Source organism: Gaoshiqia hydrogeniformans, assembly GCF_049347105.1.
Classification (GTDB): domain Bacteria; phylum Bacteroidota; class Bacteroidia; order Bacteroidales; family Prolixibacteraceae; genus Gaoshiqia; species Gaoshiqia hydrogeniformans.
Map to the genome: position 1 here is coordinate 711,768 of NZ_CP186334.1, position 14,896 is coordinate 726,663.

13 protein-coding genes are annotated in these 14,896 nt (G+C 46.8%); 9 read left to right on the forward strand and 4 right to left on the reverse strand.

Features of this window, described 5'->3' with window-relative positions; translation table 11 throughout:
- Window positions 1-148 precede the first annotated feature (148 nt).
- From ACOIT5_RS02940 to groL, 6 genes are all read left to right on the forward strand, one after another.
- On the forward strand, window positions 149-1,384 hold the full coding sequence (locus ACOIT5_RS02940) for a sigma-54 interaction domain-containing protein (RefSeq protein WP_423128976.1): 1,236 nt from the start codon (window positions 149-151) through the stop codon (window positions 1,382-1,384).
- Window positions 1,371-1,901, forward strand: a complete 531-nt coding sequence (locus tag ACOIT5_RS02945; RefSeq protein WP_423128977.1) for an LptE family protein — start codon at window positions 1,371-1,373, stop codon at window positions 1,899-1,901. The genes ACOIT5_RS02940 and ACOIT5_RS02945 overlap by 14 nt, the downstream gene beginning before the upstream one ends.
- A complete protein-coding gene (locus tag ACOIT5_RS02950; protein ID WP_423128978.1) occupies window positions 1,901-2,497 on the forward strand; it encodes a hypothetical protein in 597 nt (198 codons plus the stop codon). Before ACOIT5_RS02945 ends, ACOIT5_RS02950 begins: the two co-directional genes overlap by 1 nt.
- A 13-nt stretch (window positions 2,498-2,510) precedes the next feature.
- Complete coding sequence (gene secG / locus ACOIT5_RS02955; protein WP_423128979.1) at window positions 2,511-2,870, forward strand: preprotein translocase subunit SecG; 360 nt, start codon at window positions 2,511-2,513, stop codon at window positions 2,868-2,870.
- A 354-nt stretch (window positions 2,871-3,224) separates the two neighbouring features.
- Complete coding sequence (locus ACOIT5_RS02960; RefSeq protein WP_423128980.1) at window positions 3,225-3,503, forward strand: co-chaperone GroES; 279 nt, start codon at window positions 3,225-3,227, stop codon at window positions 3,501-3,503.
- 35 nt (window positions 3,504-3,538) lie between these two features.
- The gene (groL, locus tag ACOIT5_RS02965) at window positions 3,539-5,170 is read left to right on the forward strand and encodes a chaperonin GroEL (RefSeq protein ID WP_423128981.1); all 1,632 of its coding nucleotides are present in this window, start codon (window positions 3,539-3,541) and stop codon (window positions 5,168-5,170) included.
- A 169-nt stretch (window positions 5,171-5,339) separates the two neighbouring features.
- On the opposite strand, the gene ACOIT5_RS02970 is transcribed toward groL, so the two are convergent.
- The 3 genes from ACOIT5_RS02970 to ACOIT5_RS02980 form a co-directional block, all read right to left on the reverse strand.
- Window positions 5,340-6,986: an AMP-binding protein gene (locus tag ACOIT5_RS02970; protein WP_423128982.1), complete on the reverse strand. Its 1,647-nt coding sequence runs from the start codon at window positions 6,984-6,986 to the stop codon at window positions 5,340-5,342.
- A 147-nt stretch (window positions 6,987-7,133) separates the two neighbouring features.
- On the reverse strand, window positions 7,134-8,102 hold the full coding sequence (locus tag ACOIT5_RS02975) for a GDP-mannose 4,6-dehydratase (protein ID WP_423128983.1): 969 nt from the start codon (window positions 8,100-8,102) through the stop codon (window positions 7,134-7,136).
- A 1-nt stretch (window position 8,103) separates the two neighbouring features.
- Window positions 8,104-8,793 carry a lipid-A-disaccharide synthase N-terminal domain-containing protein gene (locus ACOIT5_RS02980; protein WP_423128984.1) on the reverse strand — a complete coding sequence of 230 codons (690 nt, stop codon included), beginning with the start codon at window positions 8,791-8,793 and terminating at the stop codon, window positions 8,104-8,106.
- Window positions 8,794-9,042: 249 nt separating this feature from the next.
- Here ACOIT5_RS02980 and lepA point away from each other — a divergent pair, with 249 nt between their 5' ends.
- Window positions 9,043-10,830, forward strand: a complete 1,788-nt coding sequence (gene lepA, locus ACOIT5_RS02985; RefSeq protein WP_423128985.1) for a translation elongation factor 4 — start codon at window positions 9,043-9,045, stop codon at window positions 10,828-10,830.
- Between the two features lie 76 nt (window positions 10,831-10,906).
- The gene (locus ACOIT5_RS02990) at window positions 10,907-12,883 is read left to right on the forward strand and encodes a cation:proton antiporter (protein ID WP_423128986.1); all 1,977 of its coding nucleotides are present in this window, start codon (window positions 10,907-10,909) and stop codon (window positions 12,881-12,883) included.
- A gap of 9 nt (window positions 12,884-12,892) precedes the next feature.
- On the opposite strand, the gene ACOIT5_RS02995 is transcribed toward ACOIT5_RS02990, so the two are convergent.
- Complete coding sequence (locus ACOIT5_RS02995; protein WP_423128987.1) at window positions 12,893-13,654, reverse strand: creatininase family protein; 762 nt, start codon at window positions 13,652-13,654, stop codon at window positions 12,893-12,895.
- A gap of 118 nt (window positions 13,655-13,772) precedes the next feature.
- On the opposite strand from ACOIT5_RS02995, the gene ACOIT5_RS03000 reads away from it, so the two are divergent.
- Window positions 13,773-14,894, forward strand: coding sequence for a formylglycine-generating enzyme family protein (locus ACOIT5_RS03000; protein ID WP_423128988.1), 1,122 nt, complete (start codon window positions 13,773-13,775; stop codon window positions 14,892-14,894).
- The last annotated feature ends 2 nt before the right edge of the window (window positions 14,895-14,896 follow it).

A 14,896-nucleotide genomic window follows, 5' to 3' on the forward strand; every position in this document is an offset into this window, starting at 1 on the left:
CGATGGTGGCGAAAATTAATCGAAACTTCATTTTCAGCTTTATTAAATAAGTTTAAAACCGGAATTTTAATGACGGGAACAACAACTTGACAAGCAGGGTTAATCTTAAAATTGTAACTTTGCTGAGTTAAAAAGGAAAAACTGAAATATGGATGTTCAGGAGATTAAGCAACGGTTTGGAATAATCGGGAATGCGCCGGCCCTAAACCGGGCCATTGAAGTTGCGGTTCAGGTCGCCCCAACTGATTTATCGGTACTGATTACAGGAGAAAGCGGCACCGGGAAAGAAGTATTTCCGCAGATTATTCATCATTTTTCAGCCAGGAAACACGGAAAATACATTGCCGTAAACTGCGGCGCCATCCCGGAGGGGACGATCGACTCCGAACTTTTCGGTCACGAAAAGGGCGCGTTTACCGGCGCTTTGGCCGACCGGAAAGGTTATTTTGAAGAAGCAGACGGCGGAACGATCTTTTTGGATGAAATCGGCGAATTACCCCTTTCGACCCAGGTACGCCTGTTGCGCGTTTTGGAAGCCGGAGAGTTTATCAAAGTCGGTTCGTCCAAAGTATTGAAAACAAATGTGCGCGTAGTTGCAGCAACCAACGTGGAAATTCCCAATGCGATTGAAGCCGGAAAATTCAGAGAAGACCTGTATTACCGCTTAAACACGGTACCAATCCGGGTATTGCCCCTGCGGGACCGGCCCGACGACATCTGGCTGCTCTTCCGAAAGTTTGCCCAGGATTTTGCCGAGCGTTACCGGATGCCGCCCATCCGGCTCGACGATGAGGCACGCGACGCCCTTGAACACTTTAACTGGCCCGGAAATGTCCGCCAGCTAAAAAATATCACCGAACAGATTTCGGTCATCGAACAGGAGCGGCAAATCACCGGATCAGCCATCCGGCATTATTTGCCATCCGGAGGTCGGCCGCAACTTCCGGCGCTTTATAAAGGTATTGATGAAAAAACCTTTGCTACGGAACGGGAAATCCTGTACCAGGTGCTTTTCGACATGAAAAAAGACATGAACGATCTGAAAAAACTGGTTCTCGACTTGATGCACGAAGGAAACAACCCACCCGGATTTAACACCGAAAATGCACAAATTATCCGGAACCTTTACCAAAAAGACCCTGCTCATTTTACTCCGGCTGAAAAACCACAAGTTAGCCCGACGCCTTATGAACCGGACGAACCGGACGATATTCAGGATACGGAAGAGTTTGTCGAAGAGTCGCTTTCACTCGAAGACAAAGAAATAGAATTGATTCGGAAAGCATTGGAACGACATAAGGGAAAACGTAAATATGCTGCACAGGAACTGGGCATCTCGGAACGTACCCTATACCGGAAAATTAAAGAATATGATATCGACTAAATCTGCCAGCTTGTTTTTCATTTGGGCTTTCATTGCTCTGACCCTTGCACCGGCTATGCAAAGTTGCCGCGTCTCCTACTCGTTTACCGGAGCCGCCATTGCGCCGGATGTAAAAACCTTCTCGGTTTATTATTTCCCGAACCGGGCTCGCCTGGTTAACCCCAATCTAAGCCAGCAACTAACCGAGGCATTACAGGATAAACTGACCCGGCAAACCTCGCTCGACATGCTTTCTGAAGGAGGCGATCTGGAGTTTGAAGGGCAAATTACCGGCTACGAAACCCGCCCGATGAATATTAAGGAGGGTGATTTGGCCGCTCAAAACCGACTGACGGTTACGATTAAGGTAAAATACACCAACAATAAAAACCACGACGACGACTGGGAGAAATCCTTCTCGGCCTACGAAGATTACGACAGCACCCAATCGTTAAACGAAGTGGAAGACGCTTTGATGGAAGAAATACTGGTAAAACTTACCGACGATATCTTTAACGCATCAATCGCAAACTGGTAATGCTTTTTGCAGAAATCCATACCTACCTGAAACATCCGGACAAACTGGATGAAAAAAGCCTCGACCTGCTGAAGTCGATCGTTGAGGAATATCCGGCATTTCAGGCGGGATGGATCTTACTGTTGAAAAACCTGAAAAAACTGAATCACCCCTCTTTTGAATATTACCTGCAGAAAGGGGCCATCAGGGTGGCCGACAGAAAACGCTTATATCAGTTCCTGATGCACGACGATTCAGGCTTTGTTACCAAACACGAGATGGATGAGTTGGAGAGCCTTTCAAAAGAATTCCGTTCATCCGCATCGTACCACCTGACTGTTCCTGAAGAAAAAGAGGAGTCGTTATCCGACCTGGTCCGTACGCTGAGGAAAAAGAAAGAGCAAACAACCATAGCCCGTCGTCAACCGGATGCAGACGAAGACCTGACTAAAAAACCGGATAGTGAATTTGTTACCGAAACCCTTGCAAAAATTTATGCCCGGCAGGGACTTTACAAACAGGCAATTCTGGTTTACGGAAAATTAAGTTTGAAATATCCGGAAAAAAATGTTTACTTTGCCGGTCAAATTGAGGAAATCAAAAAATTAATGAACTAAATAGCAACAAATCATGTATACGTTGATCACTGTTTTAATTTTTATCACCTGCATCCTTTTGATATTGATTGTTTTGGTACAAAACTCAAAAGGCGGCGGTTTAGCCAGTAATTTCCAGGCATCAAATCAAATTATGGGTGTTCGCAAAACCACCGATTTTCTGGAAAAAGCAACCTGGGTTCTGGCCGGAGCCTTACTGGTCCTTTCCATTGCCGGCAGTGCATTTATCCCGCGTTCAGCAAAAGAGGCCCAGCAATCAGCCATTAAAAGGCAGGTTGAAAGCGCCGTTGACCCGAATGCGGTTCCTAACTTTCCGACAACCGTTCCTGAAGCAGACAGCAATTCCAATACGGAAGAAGTGCCTGCGGAATAAAAATATACCGGAATCTGATCGGTTAAAGGGTTTACTTTTCAGAAGTAAGCCCTTTTTTATTTTTCAGAGAATAACCGTTCTGGTTTCCCTTCGTCACTAAACCTTGGTTCTTTCGGGCTGACGAAACACACTGACTTCTCTCTGCCGGCCTGCCTGTCAGCCTGTCAGTGAAAATGACAACAAACAAAATCACTCAAAATAAATCACTTACACATCAGGAGACTTGATGTACGCCAAAGATTGATGTAAATTTGTCTTTCCCGGTCCGTTTTTTCAGCAGCTTTGCCTTTGGCACAAAATTCGATAGGACAGGGTGTGAATTTTAAAAATGTTTAACTAAAATAATTTGAAAACATGGCAGAATTAAAAGGAAAAATCCTGGCAGGAAAAATCCTGGTTCAACCACAGGAAGCAGAATCTAAAACAGCGAGCGGAATTATTATTCCCGACTCAGCAAAAGAAAAACCACAAGCAGGAAACGTGGTTTTAGTTGGCGCTGCAAAAAAAGATGAGCCAATGGAAATCAATGTTGGCGACACTGTTTTCTATGGAAAGTATTCGGGCACCCAATTGACCCTTGACGGAACCGAGTACCTGTTGATGTCACAAACAGATGTATTATACATTGCATAATTAGTAAAAACAGAACTATTTAAAGAAACAGAAAGATGGCAAAAGAAATTAAATTCAATATTGAAGCAAGAGACCAGCTGAAAAAAGGGGTTGATAAACTGGCTGATGCCGTGAAAGTGACACTTGGCCCGAAAGGACGTAATGTCGTGATCGAGAAAAAATTCGGCGCTCCCCAGATTACGAAAGACGGGGTAACCGTAGCCAAAGAAATCGAACTGGCTGATGCTTACGAAAACATTGGCGCCCAAATGGTAAAAGAAGTAGCCAGCAAAACAGGCGACGACGCCGGCGACGGTACAACAACAGCCACCGTATTGGCACAGGCCATTATCCAGGTTGGCTTAAAAAACGTGACTGCCGGAGCCAACCCGATGGACCTGAAACGCGGGATCGACAAAGCGGTTGCCAAAGTGGTGGAAAGCATCAAAAATCAATCTCAAAATATTGGTGATGATTTCAACAAAATCAAATCAGTTGCCAAAGTTTCTGCCAATGGCGACGAAGCAATCGGCAGCCTGATTGCCGAAGCCATGGAAAAAGTACACAAAGAAGGCGTCATTACGGTTGAAGAAGCAAAAGGCACCGAAACTTATGTCGACGTTGTTGAAGGGATGCAGTTCGACCGCGGATACATCTCTCCGTATTTCATTACCAACACCGAAAAAATGGCCGCTGAACTGGATCATCCGTTCATCCTGATTCACGACAAAAAAATCAGCACCATGAAAGACCTGCTTCCTGTATTGGAACAAACAGCCCAGACCGGTCGTCCGCTGATGATTGTTGCCGAAGATGTTGACGGCGAAGCGCTGGCCACCCTGGTTGTTAACCGTCTGCGCGGTTCGTTGAAAGTATGCGCCGTGAAAGCTCCCGGCTTTGGCGACCGTCGTAAAGAAATGCTGGAAGACCTGGCCGTATTAACCGGAGGTAGCGTCATTACCGAAGAAAAAGGTATGAAACTCGAAGATACCACCCTGGACATGCTGGGTAACGCCGAAAAAATTACCGTTGACAAAGAAAACACAACCATTGTGGCAGGAGCCGGCGATCAGGCAACCATCAACGCGCGTGTAGCGATGATTAAACGCCAGATTGAAGCAACAACTTCGGACTACGACCGTGAAAAATTGCAGGAACGTTTGGCCAAACTGGCCGGCGGTGTTGCTGTTCTTTACGTTGGCGCAGCCTCTGAAGTGGAAATGAAAGAGAAAAAAGACCGCGTTGACGATGCACTGAGCGCCACCCGCGCTGCTGTTGAAGAAGGAATCGTACCTGGCGGCGGTGTGGCTTACATCCGCGCTATGGCCGTATTGGAAGGAATGACCGGCGAAAACGAAGACGAAACAACCGGTATTGAGATCGTGAAACGCGCCATCGAAGAACCGCTTCGCCAGATTGTGATCAACGCCGGTAAAGAAGGCGCCGTTGTGGCACAAAAAGTTCGCGAGGGCAAAGGCGATTTCGGTTACAATGCCCGTACCGACGAATACCAGAACCTGCTGGAAAGCGGCGTAATCGACCCGGCCAAAGTAACCCGCGTTGCACTGGAAAATGCAGCATCAATTGCCGGCATGTTCCTGACAACCGAATGTGTTTTGGTTGACGAGAAAGAAGAAAAAGCTCCGGCTATGCCTCCAATGGGCGGCGGCATGGGAGGCATGATGTAATTCACACAGAAAAGTAAGATTACTTACATAGTCCACAGCGCAACCTTCCGGTTGCGCTGTTTTTTTATGCCGGGTTTATTTTCGCAAAACAGCTGATTCCAAATTCTCCCGAAAAAAAATCCCCGGTTCAGAAAACCAGGGATCGTATTGTTTTGCTTAGATTTTACATTTACGAATAATACAAAAAACGCTTAATTTTTTGCGTCGGCGTTTTCTCAAACGGAACCGGCTGAAGAATAATCGTCTGAATCCGGGAGAATTTATTGACTTCTTCATTGACTTTTTGCTGAATCTCATTCAGAATTTCATCAACCCGGTGATTAAATTTCTGTACAGCTTCTTCTTTCATTTGTTTGAAGCGGGCCTCAATTTCTTCCATGTTCAGGTGAACCATCGCCACCAGACGCCCTTTTTGCTGAATAACCAACGATTCCAGAACAAATTCCATCCGGTTGATCAACGATTCAATTTCTTCCGGATAAATGTTCTCGCCGCTGGCGCCAACAATCATATTTTTAATCCGTCCTTTGATATACAGGAACCCGGATCTGTCGAATTTTCCCAGATCGCCTGTCCGAAACCAGCAGTCTTCGGTAAAAACATCAGCGGTTAGTTGCGGTTCTTTGTAATATCCTTTCATCACATTCTCTCCCCTGGCCTGAACTTCACCCTCGCCTGTTGCCGGATTGGCATTGGCTACACGCAGTTCGACGCCCCGGAGCGGTATCCCGGTCGAGAGGTAGCGGACATTTTTGCCGACGGCGCCTGCCAACAGGGGCGAAGTTTCGGTTAACCCGTAGCCAATCGCAAGCGGAAAGCCGGCATCCATCAAAAAACGCTCGACCTGGTCATCCAGTTTGGCGCCGCCAATACCGAAAAACCTCAACTCGCCACCAAAGGTTTGATAAAGTTTTTTACCGGCAATGCGGCTTAAAATCCGTTTAAATGGCCTGATCTGATACAAACTCCTGGTGATTGGATTACTGTTAATCTGTGGAAGGATCTTTCCTTTGTAAACCTTTTCGATAATCAACGGGACAACCAGCATAATGGTTGGTTTCACTACCTGCAAGGCCGGCAGTAAAACAGGCGCTGTAGGTGGTTTGCGCAAATAATAAACCGATGCGCCGTGCATAACCGGGAAAATCAGTCCCAGTGTGTTTTCAAATGTATGAGAAAGCGGCAGCACCGACAAAAATCGGTCGGAAGGACTAATATCCTGAAAATAATAACTTTGCCTTGCCGTCCAAACCACATTTTTGTGGGTCAGCATCACCCCTTTCGACTTACCGGTAGTTCCTGACGTATAAATAATGGACACTAAATCTTCTTCATCAACATCTTCGTATTCAAAATCAAGCGGTTCTTCAGCGCGGTTAAAGACAGGATAATCTTCGCTGTTTACTTCCCTGAAGTTTTCGATCCGGATGATCTTCAGCAAAGGATACTCATCCGGTTCAAGTTTGCTTATCAAATTTTCAGAAACAAAAACGGCTTCCACCTCTGCATGTTGAAGGATGTTCCGTATTTCGTTGGTATGAAAATCGGGTAAAACAGGAACGGCCACCGCTCCAACCGAAGCAATGGCAAAAAAAGCAACGCCCCAGTTGGGCATATTGGTACTGAGAATCGCAATTTTTGCCCCCCGGCGAATGCCCATGACACGCAACTGCGTCCCTAATTTTTCAACTTCTGATTGCAATTCACGGTAAGTTCTGGTTTCTTCTCCCGCAAACACCAACGAATTCCGATCACCATAACGTTCAAAACTGGCCTGCAACATGGCAGGCATCGTCAATTTTTCCGATCCACCCATAATTTCAACACATAACTTCCTCAATAACAAAGGAAAAACAAAAAAGATCAGCAAAAATAATCATTTCTGCGACACCTTATCGATTTTTAACATGTTTTAGTACAGCCATTATCCACCTTTAATCATGCCGCCAGTCAAAAAAACCGTTTATTCAGGAGCAATTTCCCTGTACCAGCGTACAAAATTTTTTACACCTTCTTCGAATGCAAATTTTGGCTGGTAACCAAACAGTCGGTTCGCTTTGCCGATGTTGGCAAAGGTAATGTCTACATCACCTGCCTGCATCGGGAGTTGTTTGATCCGGGCCTTTTTCCCGGTGGCCTTTTCAATAGCCGCAATCATATCGCTCAGGGTTACCGGCTGGTTGTTGCCCAGATTGACCGTTTCGTACACCTGGTCGTTTTCAAACAGGTAGCCGAGGGCCCGGCAAATGCCGTCAACCGTGTCTTCGTAATAGGTATAATCGCGCGATGTACTTCCATCGCCAAACATCGGGATTTCCTGTTCATTCATAATCAGGCGGGTAAATTTATGAATGGCCAGATCGGGACGCTGGCGGGGGCCGAATACCGTGAAGAAGCGCATATTAACAATATCGAGCCCGTAAAGTGAATGATAGGTATAGTTAATCAACTCGCAGGCTTTTTTTGTGAAGGCATAGGGAGAAATCGGATTACTCACATCCTGTTCCTCGTGAAACGGGATTTCTTTACTATTCCCGTAAACCGACGAAGACGAAGCAAAAGCCATCTTTTTGATCCCTCTGTTTTTCATCAGGTCCAGCAAATTTTGGGTAGCGACGATGTTGGCGCGAATGTAGCCCGCCGGATCTTCAATCGATGGTCGCACACCTGCTTTCCCGGCCAGATGAACAATGGCATCAATGGATTTTCCTTCGAGACTGGCCGACAACACCCTAAAATCAGCCAGGTCAAATTCAAAAAAATCGAAGTCGGGATTAAAGCGGAATCCGCTCAGGTTCCGTTGCTTGACGGTTTTATCATAAAAAGGATCGAAATTATCGATGCCAATCACCCGATGACCATCTGTCAACAGTTTCTCGCAAAGATGCGAACCAATAAATCCGGCACAACCGGTAACTACAATCGTTGCCATGTTATTTAATTTTTTCGGATACGTAGGCGATCAGTTTGTGAACTGCCGGAATATTTAACCGGCTGAATAAACTTTTCCTGTTATAATGGATCAGGATATTTCTCAGGTAAATAAACAATCCCAAACTGTGGGATGCAAGCAAAACCAGGTCGAAGCGCAGCAAACCGTAGATAAAGATCATGGCCGACCCGCAAATACTGATGACCCAGAAACCAACCGGCAAAACCGATTCTTTTTTGTTCTCGGAATAAAGCCACTGGTAAAAGAACCGGGAAATAAAAATGATCTGGGCCAAAATTCCCCAAATCATCAGCAATAAAGGATTGTTTTCATTTTTAAAGAAGGTATCCAGCGTATAGGCTGTTCCAAAAAAAAGGAACCCCAGGATGAATACCGGTGTCACCAAAATACCTGCACGAAAAACCCGGGACATGGGCTTCCAGTCTCCTTTTAACTGAATATTCCGAACATAAATAAAATACACCAGAATTTGCCCGATCAGGATAGCGGCGTCGTCTCTTAAAATTCCGTATATGATCATTAAAACCGAGGCAAGCAAGCTAATTTTCCAAAATAAGGTGGGCGATAAAACCTTCCCTTCATGCTCCGATTTAAACCACTGGACAATTGTCCTTCCAAAAAACAGAATCTGTGACAACAAGCCGATTGAAATAACGAGAAAATGATCCATCTGAACTGATTTTCAAAGTTGCAAAGATAACTGAATTATACGGCAGATGTACGAAAAGAGAGCAGTTAACCGCGTCAGGCCCTGTAATTGTTCCCAAAATTTAAATATCTTTGCGCAAAATCATTGCCGGAGTGGTTGATTGATAGTTTATTGAAGCATGATCGGAGGGGATGGCCCTGTATGATACGGCACAGATGGATTAAATCATTCAAATAGCGGCGGTTTCGAAGACAAAAACACAAAATTCAGATGAACAGAATTCGTAACTTTTGCATTATTGCACATATTGATCACGGAAAAAGCACCTTGGCTGACCGATTGCTCGAATTTACCAAAACCGTGAGCGAACGGGACATGCAGGAGCAGGTGCTCGATAATATGGACCTGGAAAAAGAGCGTGGGATTACCATTAAAAGCCACGCCATTCAGATGGATTATGAACAGGATGGTGAAAAATATGTGTTGAACCTGATCGATACCCCGGGACATGTCGACTTTTCCTACGAAGTTTCCCGTTCCATTGCTGCATGCGAAGGCGCCCTGCTCATCGTGGATTCAACGCAGGGAATCCAGGCCCAGACCATCTCAAATTTGTACCTGGCCCTGGAGCACGACCTCGAAATTATTCCCGTGCTGAACAAAATGGACCTCCCCAACGCCATGCCCGAAGTGGTAGAAGAACAAATTATCGACCTGATCGGATGTAAACGGACGGATATTATCCGGGCCAGCGGAAAAACCGGCGAAGGCGTGGAAGACATCCTGCGCCGGATTGTCGAAGTAATTCCCGCGCCCAAAGGCGACCCCGAAGCTCCCTTGCAAGCCTTGATCTTTGACTCGGTTTTCAACTCGTTCAGAGGGGTCATCGCCTATTTTAAAATCGAGAACGGCACCATCAAAAAAGGCGATCTGGTCAAGTTCGTCAACACGAAAAAAGAATACGATGCCGATGAAATCGGGGTACTTCGATTGGGACTGGAACCCCGGGCCAGCCTAAGCGCCGGCGACGTGGGTTATATTATCTCAGGAATTAAAATGGCCAAAGAGGTGAAAGTGGGCGACACCATTACCCACCGGATGCGGCCCTGCGACAAAGCCATTGAGGGATTTGAAGAAGTAAAACCGATGGTATTTGCAGGAGTTTACCCGATTGATGCCGAAGATTATGAAGACCTCCGTTCGTCGATGGAGAAACTGCAGTTGAACGATGCATCACTCACCTATGAGCCGGAAGCGTCGGCCGCACTGGGGTTCGGGTTTCGCTGCGGATTTCTGGGCATGTTGCATATGGAAATCATTCAGGAACGCCTGGATCGCGAATTCGACATGAATGTGATTACCACCGTGCCGAACGTGTCGTACCGCGTACACACCACCGATGATGAAACCCTCCAGGTTTACAATCCCAGCGGGATGCCGTCGGCCAACAAAATTAATGAAATTGAAGAACCGTATATCCGGGCACAAATCATTACAAAATCAGATTACATCGGCCAGGTGATGACGCTCTGCCTTGAAAAAAGAGGCACCCTGACCAAACAGGATTACCTGACTGCCGAACGCGCCGAGCTGACCTTCGACCTGCCTTTGGGCGAAATCGTATTCGATTTCTACGATAAGCTGAAGTCTATCTCGCGTGGATATGCTTCGTTTGACTACCACATGACCGGCTACAAACCGGCCAAACTGGTTCGTCTGGATATCCTGCTAAACGGCGAAATGGTAGATGCATTGTCGTCGCTGATTCACTTCGACAATGCCTACAACCTGGGACGCCGCATGTGCGAAAAACTGAAAGAATTGATCCCTCGCCAGCAGTTCGATATCGCGATTCAGGCGGCTATTGGAGCCAAAATTATCGCCCGCGAAACCATTAAGGCAGTACGAAAGGATGTAACGGCCAAGTGTTACGGCGGCGATATTACCCGGAAGCGAAAACTGCTTGAAAAACAGAAGAAAGGTAAGAAACGGATGAAGCAGGTAGGCAACGTGGAGGTACCACAAAAAGCGTTCATGGCTGTTTTAAAACTGGATTAAACGGAACATAAATTACCCGGAAACTGAAATTTATCTGTTCGCCGGACGTTATTCTGAAAAAACGGAAACCGAACCTATGGAATTGGGCCTGTTAAAAGATATCGTCACTATTTTTGCCTTATCTACCGCGGTAAATTACTTGTTTACCAGGATCAAAGTACCGACCATCATTGGTTATCTTTTAACCGGAGTTGTTGCCGGACCTTACGCGTTGGGTTTAATCGGCTCGCCTCATCAGATTGAATTGTTAGCCGAAATCGGCGTTGTGCTGCTGATGTTTACCATCGGTCTGGAATTTTCAATCAACCACTTATTCAAGATCAGGAAGATTGTGTTTGCCGGCGGTTTTATGCAGTTGATTTTAACCGCCGGTGTTACCATGCTGGTTGCCCGCTTGTATCAGCTGGGCTGGGAAAGCGCTCTTTTTGTGGGTTTCTTAACCGCGCTGAGTAGTACCGCCGTGGTTTTAAAGCTGATGCAGGAACGCTCTGAAATTACTTCAAATTACGGTCGCACCGTGGTTGGCATTTTAATCTTCCAGGATATTATTCTAATCCCTTTGCTCCTTTTTACCCCGGTGCTGGGAGGCGAAGTCAGCGGACAAGGAGATCAGTTGCTTTTGTTGCTTGGAAAAACAGTGATCCTGATCGGACTGGTGTATATCGGGAACCGGTGGCTTATGCCCAAATTGCTCGAAATGGTGGCCCATACCAAAAATCAGGAGCTGTTTATGATGTGCATTTTTGTGATTTGCCTGTCGGTGGCCCTGCTGACCTCGAAAATGGGTATTTCACTGGCCTTTGGCGCGTTCCTCGCCGGCCTGATGATCTCCGAATCGGAATACAGCGCCAACGCGTTCGGCCATCTGATCCCGTTTAAAGATACTTTCACCAGTTTCTTTTTTGTGAGTATAGGCATGTTGCTCGATCTGAGTTTTATCGCCAATCATCCGGGCCTGGTATTCTCCACAGTTTTACTGGTTCTGGTCATCAAGATGCTGATTGCGTCGGGTACGGCATTTGTGCTTGGGCATACGCTCCGCGGGACCATCATGGTTGGTTTTGCCTTGTGCCAGGTTGGCGAATTCTCGTTTATCCTGGCCCAGTCAGGCCTGAAGTTCGAGATCATTCCTCCGTACTATTACCAACTGTTTCTGGCAACAGCCATTGTCAGTATGTCGGTAACCCCATTACTGATTATGATCTCGCGCCCGGTTGCTAACCGGATCTTAAAATTGCCCCTGCCGGCTTATGTGATCGAAGGACTGTTTCCTTTACCTCAGATAGAAATACCTGATTTACACGATCATGTTGTTTTTATCGGGAAGGACTCTCGTTCGGTCAACCTGTCGGTCATGGCCAAACACCTGGATATTCCGTATATATCCATCGTTTTTGATCCGGGTACTGTTAAAAAAATGCAGGGTCGGGGCGAAACCGTGATCTACGGTGATGCCACCAATGAACCCATCCTGGAAAAAGCACACATCCAAACGGCTGATATTGTTGTTTTGTCGGTCGGAAATTTGATTGTTGCCACGACAATCATTGAACGGATCCGGCATCTCAATCCGCAAATTTTCATCATTGTCCGCACCAAATATGTGTCTGATGTTGAAGAACTTTACCGAAACGGGGCCAATCAGGTCATTCCTGAGGAATTTGAAACAGCCATCAACCTCTTCGATCGGGTATTGAACAAAAGGCTGATCCCACAACGGGAAATTAACCGGGTGGTAGCCAAAATCCGTGATCATCATTACGGGATCTTCCGTGATGAGTCGGATGACTCCAACCAAATCTTTAAAGAACTTCCCAACCTGAATATTGTTGCCCTGAAAGTTCGCGAAGGCTCAGGCCTGATTGGAAAGAGCATTCGTGAAATCCAGTTCCGAAAGGTTTACGACATCACCTTACTGGCCATCCTGCGAAAAGACGATCTGATGGAACATCCGGACCCGGACGTGTCGCTCCAGGAATCGGACACCGTTTATATTTTAGGAAAACAGGAGCAAATTGCCCAGGCTTTCGACTTATTCGGCCAGGAAAATTAGCGCTTGCCTTTATTCGTAAATCTCTTTTAGATTGAGATTTGACAGTTCCAGCATAAATTCGCTGTATTGTTTGACCAGGTACTCGAAAAAGCGACGCCCTTTTTCTCTCGTAGCCAATTTGGGGTTTCCGATTCCGGTGTCAGTGGTCACCTGTGTCCATTGGCGTTCGGCCCAGGCCCAATTCTGGTTCAGCGCTTTAACCCTGAATTTTTTACTATGCCCCTCTCCCGCTTCGTCCAACGGTAAAACCAGTTCCGGTTTCAGGTGTAACATCAGGCTGGTTTCGGTTTCATCGGCGTGGTCGCCTGGCTGCGTGAAGAAGTTCTCGCGTCCCGGCATCTTAAACCAGTGGCTGACACAGATGAACAAGTCCGGAAATTCCAGGTTAAGTTCCCTAACCATCTGATTGAAGTCGTTGCCACCATGCCCGTTTATGATGAGCAGTTTACGAAACCCCTGGCGGTTTAATGAATCGGCCACATCGTGCAAAATGCGCGCCTGGGTCGACGGGTTCAGGTTGATCGTCAGTTTAATATCGGATTGGCCCGTATTTACGCCAAACGGAACGGCGGGCAACACGATGACCTGTGCACCTTGCTTATTGGCTTCTTGTGCCGCTTCGGCCGAGATGGCTTCAATCTGGTAATTATCGGTTGCATACGGCAGGTGGTAATTATGCGCCTCGGTAGCCCCCCACGGCAGGACAACCAATTCAACTCGTTGGTCTTTGATCGTTTTCCAGCAACTTTCAGCAAGTTTGGGTGATTTCATGAGATTTATTTTGATTACACGAATTTAACAGATTCAACCGGATATTAAAACTTCTTCCAATTAACAGGAACGATAAACACTTTCGCTGTATTCTTGTTCTCATAAAAAAAGTGTAAAAATGAAAGTTTTCCTCTTCATGCTTTCCCTGATCCTGTTCGTCGGGTGTCAATCCAAAAATAATAAGAAAGAAGCAGATACGCAGGCTACGGCCGACTCATTGACTTCGTGTTGTGCAAATTTACCGTCCCGGCTTCAGGTCAACACCCATCCGGAAGAGGTAACCGGCGACAAACCGGCCTCGCTCGAAGGAATGGTATACATTCCCGGCGGAACATTCATGATGGGCGGCGATTCGGTCTGGGGCCGGCCGGATGAGTTTCCCAAACACCCGGCTTCAGTTTCGGCATTTTACATGGATGAACATGAAGTAACGAACAGACAATTTCGCGAATTTACTGAAGCCACCGCATACGTGACAACAGCCGAACGCAAACCCGACTGGGAAGAATTGAAGAAGCAGTTGCCTCCGGGAACACCAAGGCCTGACGACGCTGTCCTGGTCGCGGCATCCCTGGTTTTCAAACAAACAACACAACCTGTCCCGCTGAACGACTACTCCCGCTGGTGGGAATGGGTAGCCGGCGCCAACTGGCGAAACCCGGGGGGACCCGGAACTTCCATCGATGGAATGGACGACCACCCGGTGGTCCATGTTTCGTGGGAAGATGCTCTGGCTTACGCCCGGTGGGCAGGTAAACGCTTACCCACCGAAGCAGAATGGGAATATGCCTCACGGGGAGGGCTTAAGGATCCGGTGTATCCTTGGGGAAATGAGCTGATTACGCGGGGCGAAGCAAAAGCAAATTCCTGGGACGGAAACTTTCCGCACCAGAACACCGGAAAAGACGGATACGTGCTGACTGCTCCGGTAAAGCAATACCGCCCCAATGGTTACGGACTGTATGATATGGCAGGTAATGTATGGGAATGGTGCTCCGACTGGTACCGGGCCGACTATTATCAGACCAGTCTGGAGCGCCGGATCATTGAAGACCCGCAGGGGCCTGAAAAATCATTTGACCCGGATGAACCCTATGCCGAAAAAAAAGTCATCCGCGGCGGATCATTTTTATGTAACGATCAATATTGTTCAGGATTCCGGGTTGGCGCACGTATGAAAAACACCTGGGATACCAGCATGAACCATACCGGTTTCCGCTGTGTCGTTTCTGCAAAATAAAA

What these genes read in the sequence shown, in the direction of transcription:
- ACOIT5_RS02975 (WP_423128983.1), bottom strand. Translation starts at nt 8,102, where the DNA reads ATGGCAACGATTGTAGTTACCGGTTGTGCCGGATTTATTGGTTCGCAT.
- ACOIT5_RS02960 (WP_423128980.1), top strand. Translation starts at nt 3,225, where the DNA reads ATGGCAGAATTAAAAGGAAAAATCCTGGCAGGAAAAATCCTGGTTCAA.
- ACOIT5_RS02950 (WP_423128978.1), top strand. Translation starts at nt 1,901, where the DNA reads ATGCTTTTTGCAGAAATCCATACCTACCTGAAACATCCGGACAAACTG.
- ACOIT5_RS02945 (WP_423128977.1), top strand. Translation starts at nt 1,371, where the DNA reads ATGATATCGACTAAATCTGCCAGCTTGTTTTTCATTTGGGCTTTCATT.
- ACOIT5_RS02980 (WP_423128984.1), bottom strand. Translation starts at nt 8,793, where the DNA reads ATGGATCATTTTCTCGTTATTTCAATCGGCTTGTTGTCACAGATTCTG.
- ACOIT5_RS02995 (WP_423128987.1), bottom strand. Translation starts at nt 13,654, where the DNA reads ATGAAATCACCCAAACTTGCTGAAAGTTGCTGGAAAACGATCAAAGAC.
- ACOIT5_RS03000 (WP_423128988.1), top strand. Translation starts at nt 13,773, where the DNA reads ATGAAAGTTTTCCTCTTCATGCTTTCCCTGATCCTGTTCGTCGGGTGT.
- ACOIT5_RS02990 (WP_423128986.1), top strand. Translation starts at nt 10,907, where the DNA reads ATGGAATTGGGCCTGTTAAAAGATATCGTCACTATTTTTGCCTTATCT.
- lepA (WP_423128985.1), top strand. Translation starts at nt 9,043, where the DNA reads ATGAACAGAATTCGTAACTTTTGCATTATTGCACATATTGATCACGGA.
- ACOIT5_RS02940 (WP_423128976.1), top strand. Translation starts at nt 149, where the DNA reads ATGGATGTTCAGGAGATTAAGCAACGGTTTGGAATAATCGGGAATGCG.
- secG (WP_423128979.1), top strand. Translation starts at nt 2,511, where the DNA reads ATGTATACGTTGATCACTGTTTTAATTTTTATCACCTGCATCCTTTTG.
- groL (WP_423128981.1), top strand. Translation starts at nt 3,539, where the DNA reads ATGGCAAAAGAAATTAAATTCAATATTGAAGCAAGAGACCAGCTGAAA.
- ACOIT5_RS02970 (WP_423128982.1), bottom strand. Translation starts at nt 6,986, where the DNA reads ATGGGTGGATCGGAAAAATTGACGATGCCTGCCATGTTGCAGGCCAGT.